Consider the following 7,879-nt stretch of genomic DNA (forward strand, 5'->3'; position numbering starts at 1 on the left):
GACCGGCCCCGGGGAGCGGTCAGAACGAGTCAAGCAGGTGCGCGATCTCCTGGTTGGCGTACCACGACAGCTCGAAACCCTCGGCGTCGTCGACGAGCTCCTGCGACCCCGCGTCGCCCAGGTCGGCCGCGATCACCGCCTGCGCCGCGGCGGCGACCGTCGGCTCGGCGTCGGCGTCGTCGGCGTGCACGGACGCGATCGCAGCGAGCGCGATCGGCTCGCCCACGCGCACGACGCCGCGGTCGAGATCGTCCTGCACCGTGACGACCGCGTCGGCGACATCGGCCGCCACGACGATGCGGCGGCGGGGGGCGGAGCCGTCGGCGTCGAGCAGCCGCAGCGCGCCGCGGGCCGCCTCGGTCATCGCGGCGTACTCGAGCTCCTCGGGATCGTCGTCGACGTACCACTCCCGCAGGCCGGGCGTGACCGCGAACGCGGTGAGCGGCGCCGGACCGATCGTGCCCTCGTCGAGCAGGGCGCGCAGGCCGGCTGCGGTGGTCGGCAGGTAGATCCTCATACCGGGTCCGACGGGTGGATGCGGTGGCTGCGGCTGGGGGCGGCCGACGGGTGGCGTGCGCGCGACGAGCGGGTGGCGGCGGCCGGCGGCGCGGCCTGGCCACCGGCGGCGGTGACCAGCTCGGCCAGCGACTCCTCGATCATCTCCGCGATCAGCCCGACATCGCGCATCGCGTCGCGATCGCCGTTGATGCCGAAGTACACGCCACCGTCGTAGGAGGTGAGGGCGATCGAGACCGCGTGCCCGGGGGCGAGCGGCAGGATCGGGAACATCTCGTCCATCCGGGCTCCGGCGGCGTAGAGGGGAACCTGGGGGCCCGGCACATTGGTGACGACCAGGCTGAACATGCGGCGGGTGAGCCCGCCGGCCGCGCGTGCGCCCAGCGCGTGCAGGGTCGGCGGCGCGAAGCCGCTCAGGGCCACGAGCGCGTCGGCCCCGACAGCCCGGCCCGACGCCTTGTGCGAGGCCATCGCGTAGCGCAGCTGGGCCAGGCGCAGCACCGGGTCGGGCTCGCCCACCGGCAGGTCGACGAGCAGCGGGCGCACCGGCCCGGGCCGGCCGTCGCGGGTGTCCGCGTTGGCGCCGGTCACGCTCACCGGCACCAGCGCGCGCACCGAGGTCGCCGGGCGCAGCGGCTGGGCCCGCGACAGCAGCCAGCCGCGCAGCGCGCCCGACACGACCGCCAGCGCGACGTCGTTGACCGTGCCGCCGAACGCGTCGCGCACGCTGCGGTAGTCCGCGAGCCGCGTGCGGGCGATGGCCAGGCGGCGCTGCTCACCGAGTTCGGCGTGCAGCGGCGAGGCCTGCGGGCGCCGCAGCACGGCCTTGCCGGCCGAGGCGAGGCCGCCGGCCAGCGACGTGACCCCGCCGGCGAGCGAGGTGGCCCGCGCCAGCGTCGAGCCGACGTCACGGGCGGTCGCCCGGGCGGTGTCGACGAGCAGAGTCGGTCGACGCACCACCCCGGCCAGGGCGTCGCGGAGCAGGTCGACCGAGGTCGGTTCCGGGCCGGGCATCCAGATGGCCTCGACGGTGCGGCGCGGCGCCGGCGCGGCATCGAGGATCACCTGGGCCAGATCGATGCCGGCGTCCTCGTCGACCATCGCCTCGTGGGTCTTGGTGACGATCGCGATGCGTCCGCCGGCGAGCCCCTCGACGAGGTACATCTCCCACAGCGGCCGGGAGCGGTCGAGCAGGCGCGACTGGATGCGCGAGCAGAATTCCAGCAACTGCTCGTCCGTGCCCGGGCGGGGCAGCGCCGACCGGCGCACGTGGTAGGTGATGTCGAAGTTGGGGTCGTCGACCCACATCGGATGCGCGAGGTGAGCCGGCACGGGCCGGACCTTCTGCCGGTAGCGCGGCGCGAGCGAGATGCGTTCCTCGAGCAGCCGGACCAGGCGGTCGTAGTCGAAGCCGTGCGGCGGTGCGGTGAATACGGCCAGCCCGCCGACGTGCTGCGGAGCCGTGCGGCTCTCCCGATGCAGGAAGGCGACGTCGACGGACGACATCCGTTCAGTCACAGTCACCTCCGTCGGGTCGGGTGGTCCCGCGGACATTGTCACAGACGAGCCTCCACCACCCGCGGCTCAACGACGCTGGCGCCGGCGCCGTCCCGCGGCGGGCACCGGCACCCCGGCCAGGTTGGCCGCCAATTCGGTGACCGCCCGCCGCAGCGGGCTGGTCGGCGCCGACTCGCTCAGCAGCCGGCCGGTCGCCACGGCGACGTCCACCGCCCGCGCGTCGGCCGGCAGCAGTGCCGCCGGCGAGTGCCCGGCGAAGCGTTCGAGGGCGGCGCGGAGTTCGCGGTCGGTGTCGCCCGGCACCGCCCCCGGCCGCACCCGGTTCAGCACCACCCAGACGGGGGCGGCGACCTCGGCATCGCGCAGTTCGGCCAGACCGCGGACCAGACGCTGCATGCCGATCGGGTCGGCCGAGCCGACGACGAGCACGACGTCGGCGTCGTCGAGCACGGCCAGAGTGGCGCCGTTACGCCGCGGCGCGACGGTGTCGAAGGACAGCTCCTCGTCGGTTTCCAGGCAGAACCCGCAGTCGACGACGGTCACATCGGCGAGGGCCCGGGCCGCGCCGAGCACCGAGGCGACGGCCGGCGGGCGCAGCTCGGGCCAGCGCGAGGCCAGCGGGATGCCGGTGAGCACCCGCAGCGTCGGCCCGAGCTGCCAGCACAGCGCGGCGAGCGAGCCGGCGTCGATGCGTTTCGCCGAGGCCTGCCGGCAGGCGGCGGCGAGGCCGGGCGATTCGTCGAGCAGACCCAGTACGGCCGCGACGGTGCCGCCGTACACGTCGGCGTCGACCAGCAGCCCGGCCCGGCCGAGGCGGGAGAGCTCGTCGGCCAGCGCGACGGCGACAGTGGTGCGGCCGGGCGCCCCGGTCGGCCCCCAGACTGCGATCACCGTGCCGCGCCGATCCGGCTCGTCGGGCCGCACGGGTTCGCCCTCGCCGGGCGGGATCGCCATCGACGTCGACGGGTCGGCGAAGGCCCGCACGCGCCGCGAGGTGGAGGTCGCACCGGCCGAGCCGGGCTCGGGCTCGCGCACCGCCTCGGCCAGCACCGCGGCGACCACGCCCGGGTCGGCGTCGTCGGGCACCAGATGGACGATGCCGAGCGCGCGGAGCCGGTCCTCGGCGGCGGCATCGCCGCGCGCGACGACCCCGACCGGCGCCACCCCGGCCGCGCCGAGTCGGTCGACCACGTCGGCATCCAGACGCCGCACCGCCGCGCCCACCAGGCAGGCCCGGCCCTGGCCCGAGCCGGCGACGGCGAGCAGGTCGACGACGTCGACGCAGCGCCGGACGATCTCGACGCCGTGCGGCCCCCGCTCGAATGCGGCGACCCACCGCTCCTCCCACCCGGCGCCGTCGGCCAGGCAGAGCACGGCCAGCTTCACGGGGCGCTCGTCCCGCTCATCGGCCGGTCGACGGCGACGCGCAGGCGGCGATGTCGGCCGGCGGGGCGCCACCTGCACCGGCCTGGGGAGCCGGAGCCGGCGGCGGCGCCGTTCCGCCGAGGACCCCGGCCCGGATCTGTGCCCGGTCGATGGCGAGGGCGGCGACGACCCGCCCGGCCAGGGCAGGATCGACCATGATCACGACGTCCTGCCCGCCGGTGCCCGACGCGAAGGAGCCGCCCGTGTCGCGCCGGACGCTCTGCACCGTGACCTCGGGCAGCAGCACCACCGACGTGCAGGACGACGTCGACAGGAAGATCTCGATGCGCTGCCCGCTGCGCAGGTCGGGCGCCGTGCCCGAGGCGAACGGCACGGTGAGCGTGGTGCGCGCGTCGGGGGCGGCGACGGCGGCCGCGGGCACCAGTTCGCCGGCCGAGACCGGGCGGGCCAGCTTCTTGCCCACGGCGTCGCGGATCGTCGCCAGGTAGGCGCGCTTGTGGCCGGCGGGCAGCTGCACCTGCGCGACCGACAGATCACTCGGGCGCAGGATCGTGCCCGCGGCCAGATCGTGCGTGGCCGCGACGGTGGCGGATGTGTGGCTGGCGCCGGAGACGACGACCGCGCCCAGGAGCACCGCCACCAGAACCAGCAGCACGCCGAGCACGAGGCGCAGGTCGAGCCAGCTCGGCGTGGCGATCCGCCGGGCCGGCGGCGACGAAACGGTCACATCGGACATCGTGCCGGACGTACGTCGCGATCGCCATTCGTCCGGAACACGCCTGTGGACAACCCGCGAGCGGGCGGCGCCGACCTGCGACACTCGACGCGTCGACACCCGCACCGGAGGGACGAGCTCGCCGAGATGGCTGCCGAACCACGCTTCCTCACCCTGGCCGACGTGGCCGAGGTCCTCAACATCTCCACGTCGCAGGTCTACGCCCTCGTCCGCAACGAGGAGCTCGCCGCGATCAAGATCGGCGGCCGCGGCCAGTGGCGCGTCGAGCGCGACCGCCTCGAGGACTACATCGCCCGCATGTACAAGCAGACGAGCGCCTTCATCGCCGAGCACCCGTTCGTCGACGCCGAGACCGATCCGGGCGCCTGAGTCACTCGCCGCCGGCCCGGCGTAGCGCGGCGATCGCCGCGAGCGGGATGAGCTCGACGTCGCGCACCTCCTGCCGCCGGCGCAGCTCGCCGGCGGGGTGGACGGCCGCCTCGACGTAGTCGCCGCCGATCCGATCGATCGTGGCGTCGACGGTCGCACCGTCGCGCAGGTGCACCCGAACCGCCGAGCGGTCGCGGGCGATGCCGCGCAGCGCGTGCCGCAGGCCGAGGCGGGACGCGACGACGCCGGCCGAGCCCGGGGCCGTCGAGTAACGACCGAGCCCCCGCACGCCGAGCAGTGCGGCCGTCGGCACGACCACCTCACGCCCGGCTCCCTCGTCCAGCAGCAGCCAGTCGGGCCCGACCCGGACGAGCGTCCCGGCGACGGCGAGGCCGCCGTCGACCCGCAGCCGCAGGGGCTGACCGAGGGCGGCCCGGAGCCGGTCGAGCACGCCGAGGCCACCGATCTCACCGCGCGTGCGCTCCTCGATCTCGGCCGCCCGCTGCCCCCGCTCGAGCACCTCGGCCTGCGCCTCGAGGTCGTCGAAGAGCCCGTTCCAGCGCACTTCGGCCCCTCCACTCCGTCCGTTTCGTCCACTTCAGCGCAGCCGGCCCGCCTTGTCCACAGCACGATCTGCGGCCTTGACCGATCTTGAATGAATATATCAGGATGCAAACACAAGCAAATGAGGTCTAACGATGCTTACTGTGAGATCCGTTCGTACGGCGCTGCTCATGGCGGGCGACGCCGCCGCCCTCGCGCTGCTACCCGGGAGCGCGGCGGAATTCGTCGCGCGGGTCGGGCGGCCGCGGGCCTGGCTGCTCGAGGTCGGGGTCGACCGGGCGCTGGTCGTGGCCGCCGGCGCGGCCGTGTGGCTCGCGGCGGCCTGGCTCGGCGTCGGTCTGATCGCCGCTCTCGGGGCCCGGCTGCCGGGGGCGGCCGGGCGGCTCGGGGCGGCCGTCGGCCGGCGGGTCCTGCCCCGGGCCGTGCTCGGCCTCCTTGCCGGGACGGCCGGGATCGGCGTGCTGCTGGCCCCGGTGGCGGCGGGCGCAAATCCGGCCCCGGCTCCGAGCCCGACGGTCTCCGCCGCGACGGTCTCCGCCCCGGCTGTCCCCGCCCCGACCTGGCCCACCGACCCGCCGCCGATCGCCGCGCCGACCTGGCCCACCGCCGCTCCGACGATCGCCACCCAGGCCACCGCGGCCCCTACGGCCGCACCACCGACGACCACGACCCCCACGCCACACCGCTCCGAGCCGCCCGCGGCCGCGCCGACAACCCACGACGCGATCCGGGTGAAGCCGGGCGACTCGCTCTGGCTGCTGGCCGGCCACCGGCTCGGCCCGGACGCGTCCGACGCCGAGACAGCCGCTGCCTGGCCGCGCTGGTACGCCGCCAACCGGGCGGTCATCGGCGCCGATCCGGCCGTCATCCGGCCCGGTCAGGTCCTGCGCTCCCCCACGTCGGCAACCGTCACTCCCACGCGCGAGGAGATCCGATGACGAGGGTCCTGGCCCGTCCGTCCGACTCGAGGGGACCGGTCACGCCGGCTCGACCGCAGCTGCGCATCGTGGTTCGCCCCGCTCCGCCCCGGGAGCCGCCGTTCGACGACGAGATCACCTCGCCGTCGCCGATCACGCCCTGGGATCAGCGGCTGCCGTTCGAGCGCCGGCCGGCGCCGACCACCCGCGTGCAGCCGCGCACCCGCACGCGCGGCCTGCCCGACCCGGCCGTGTGGGGCCGTCATCTGCTGATCGGGCTCATCGAAGCCGCCGACGGGCGCCGCCCGCTGCCGCAACTCGCGGCGCTGCTCAGCCCGTCGGTCGGTCGCGGGCTGGCCGCCGATTTCGAGCGCGCCGCGCAGTCGGGCTCGGCGCACTGGCTGCACCGCACCGGGGTGCGCACGCTACGGGCATCCGAACCGGCCGACGGGGTGGCCGAGCTGTGCGCCACCCTCGAGACCGGCGCGCGCGTGCGCGCCGTCGCCCTGCGCCTCGAGGAGCAGCACGGCCGCTGGCGCTGCACCCGGCTTCAGCTCGGCTGAGCCGCCCCGGCGCCGCGCTCAGCGCTTGCGCTTGTTCTTCGACGCGCCGCCCTTGTTGCCGCGGCTGCCCCGGTTCGGGTTGCTGCGGGCCTGCTGCCGTTTCGCCGTGCCGGTCGCCGACTTCTCCGCCTCGGCCGTGGTGACCGACGGGCTGTCCGAACCGAGTTCGGGGGCGGTGTAGGTCAGCGGGCGGTCGCCGCCGGTGCGGTCGAGTCCCTTGGCCTTGATGTGCGGGGCGTGCCCGTTCGTGTGGGCGCTGGTCTGGGCATCGTGCTCGGCCTGCGCCGCCTTCAGCAGCGAGACGTCGAGCTGCGGCCCCTCCTCGGCGAGCGCCGCCGGCGGCTCGACCGCGGCCGGGGCCGCGCCGGGCTCGGTCGCCACGGTCTCGCCGTCCTCGTCGACGGACACCTCGAGGTTGAACAGGAAGCCGACCGACTCCTCCTTGACCGCCTCCATCATCGCGGCGAACATGTCGAAGCCCTCGCGCTGGTACTCGACCAGCGGGTCGCGCTGGGCCATCGCGCGCAGGCCGATGCCCTCCTGCAGGTAGTCCATCTCGTAGAGGTGCTCGCGCCACTTGCGGTCGAGCACCGACATGAGCACGCGCCGCTCGAGCTCGCGCAGCACCTCGGCGCCGAGGTCCTCCTCGCGGCCGTCGTACGCGGCCTGCGCGTCGGCGACGATCTCCTCGACCAGGAACTCGCGGGTCAGGTCGGCCTTCTCGCCGCCGGCCTGCTCGATCGCCTCGTCGATGGTCAGCGAGATCGGGTACAGGGTCTTCAGCGCGGTCCAGAGCTGCTCGAGATCCCACTCCTCCGGGTAGCCGGACGAGGTGGCGCCCTGGATGTAGCTCGTGACGACGTCGTCGATCATCGGGCGGATCTGGTCGGACAGGTCGGCACCCTGCAGCACCTGCCGCCGCTCGTCGTAGACGACGGTGCGCTGCTTGTTCATGACCTCGTCGTACTTCAGGACGTTCTTGCGGATCTCGAAGTTCTGCGACTCGACCTGCGTCTGCGCCGACTGGATTGCCTTGGAGACCATCTTGGCCTCGATCGGGACGTCCTCGGGCAGGCGGAGCAGGTTCATCATCGCCGCGACGCGCTCGCCGTTGAAGCGGACCATCAGGTCGTCGCCGAGCGAGAGGTAGAAGCGCGACAGGCCGGGGTCGCCCTGGCGGCCGGCGCGGCCGCGCAGCTGGTTGTCGATGCGACGCGACTCGTGCCGCTCGGTGCCGAGCACGTAGAGCCCGCCCGCCTCGACGACCTTGGTGGCCTCCTCGGCGACATGATCGCGCTTGGCCTTGTAGA

At 74.9% G+C, this 7,879-nt stretch carries 8 protein-coding genes and 1 pseudogene; 3 read left to right on the forward strand and 6 right to left on the reverse strand.

The features are described 5' to 3' along the window. Positions 1-19 precede the first annotated feature (19 nt). The 4 genes from VGN18_RS18365 to VGN18_RS18380 all read right to left on the reverse strand — a co-directional run bounded on the left by VGN18_RS18365 (position 20) and on the right by VGN18_RS18380 (position 4,147). Entirely contained in the window at positions 20-517 is a 498-nt protein-coding gene (locus VGN18_RS18365; RefSeq protein ID WP_327541171.1) for a DUF6912 family protein, read from the reverse strand. After that, entirely contained in the window at positions 514-2,034 is a 1,521-nt protein-coding gene (locus VGN18_RS18370) for a wax ester/triacylglycerol synthase family O-acyltransferase (RefSeq protein WP_327541172.1), read from the reverse strand. Before VGN18_RS18370 ends, VGN18_RS18365 begins: the two co-directional genes overlap by 4 nt. 66 nt (positions 2,035-2,100) lie before the next feature. Continuing rightward, on the reverse strand, positions 2,101-3,420 hold the full coding sequence (locus VGN18_RS18375; RefSeq protein ID WP_327541173.1) for a hypothetical protein: 1,320 nt from the start codon (positions 3,418-3,420) through the stop codon (positions 2,101-2,103). Positions 3,421-3,436: 16 nt separating this feature from the next. Continuing rightward, positions 3,437-4,147, reverse strand: a complete 711-nt coding sequence (locus tag VGN18_RS18380) for an SAF domain-containing protein (protein WP_327541174.1) — start codon at positions 4,145-4,147, stop codon at positions 3,437-3,439. A 135-nt stretch (positions 4,148-4,282) separates the two neighbouring features. Between VGN18_RS18380 and VGN18_RS18385 the strand changes: the two genes are divergently transcribed. Then, a complete protein-coding gene (locus VGN18_RS18385; protein WP_327541175.1) occupies positions 4,283-4,525 on the forward strand; it encodes a helix-turn-helix domain-containing protein in 243 nt (80 codons plus the stop codon). Between the two features lies 1 nt (position 4,526). Here the strand turns inward: VGN18_RS18385 and VGN18_RS18390 are convergent, their stop codons facing one another. Then, complete coding sequence (locus VGN18_RS18390) at positions 4,527-5,090, reverse strand: hypothetical protein (protein ID WP_327541176.1); 564 nt, start codon at positions 5,088-5,090, stop codon at positions 4,527-4,529. Positions 5,091-5,232: 142 nt separating this feature from the next. On the opposite strand from VGN18_RS18390, the gene VGN18_RS18395 reads away from it, so the two are divergent. Both VGN18_RS18395 and VGN18_RS18400 read left to right on the forward strand, forming a co-directional pair. Beyond that, positions 5,233-6,027, forward strand: a complete 795-nt coding sequence (locus tag VGN18_RS18395; protein WP_327541177.1) for a hypothetical protein — start codon at positions 5,233-5,235, stop codon at positions 6,025-6,027. Then, positions 6,024-6,569, forward strand: coding sequence for an Rv3235 family protein (locus VGN18_RS18400; protein ID WP_327541178.1), 546 nt, complete (start codon positions 6,024-6,026; stop codon positions 6,567-6,569). The genes VGN18_RS18395 and VGN18_RS18400 overlap by 4 nt, the downstream gene beginning before the upstream one ends. A gap of 18 nt (positions 6,570-6,587) precedes the next feature. On the opposite strand, the pseudogene VGN18_RS18405 reads toward VGN18_RS18400, so the two are convergent. After that, positions 6,588-7,879, reverse strand: a pseudogene (locus VGN18_RS18405) (preprotein translocase subunit SecA); the annotation flags it as partial.

The organism is Jatrophihabitans sp., from assembly GCF_036000465.1.
Lineage (GTDB): Bacteria > Actinomycetota > Actinomycetes > Mycobacteriales > Jatrophihabitantaceae > Jatrophihabitans.